The sequence below is a fragment of the Streptomyces colwelliae genome, from assembly GCF_048158785.1.
In the GTDB taxonomy this organism is placed as follows: domain Bacteria; phylum Actinomycetota; class Actinomycetes; order Streptomycetales; family Streptomycetaceae; genus Streptomyces.
Map to the genome: position 1 here is coordinate 1 of NZ_JBLTJC010000992.1, position 423 is coordinate 423.

At 47.3% G+C, this 423-nt stretch carries 1 protein-coding gene; it reads left to right on the forward strand.

What is annotated here, in order from left to right; genetic code table 11:
- A partial coding sequence (locus tag ACNFOC_RS55510) for a hypothetical protein (RefSeq protein ID WP_416966459.1) occupies positions 1 to 423 on the forward strand: 423 nt, incomplete at both ends.

Here is a 423-nt window from a genome sequence, read left to right on the forward strand (position 1 = left end):
CGCGAACCTCAGCGCGACAAACCCACCCGCTATTCCGCACTGGTGGAAGCGTCAACCGCTTATTCCCACCCTTCTGTCACAGGAACTGAAAAACTATCTGAAGCTTAATGTTAAAGAGAAAAATATTCAGATTGCAGACCAGGTGATTATTGATGAAAGTGCCGGTGAGGTTGTTATCGGCGCGAATACCCGTATTTGCCACGGTGCCGTTATTCAGGGGCCGGTAGTGATTGGCGCAAACTGCCTGATAGGTAATTATGCGTTTATTCGTCCTGGCACAATAATCAGCAATGGCGTAAAAATTGGTTTTGCCACCGAAATTAAAAATGCGGTTATTGAAGCGGAAGCAACGATTGGTCCGCAATGCTTTATTGCCGACTCGGTAGTTGCAAACCAGGCATATTTGGGCGCACAAGTACGTAC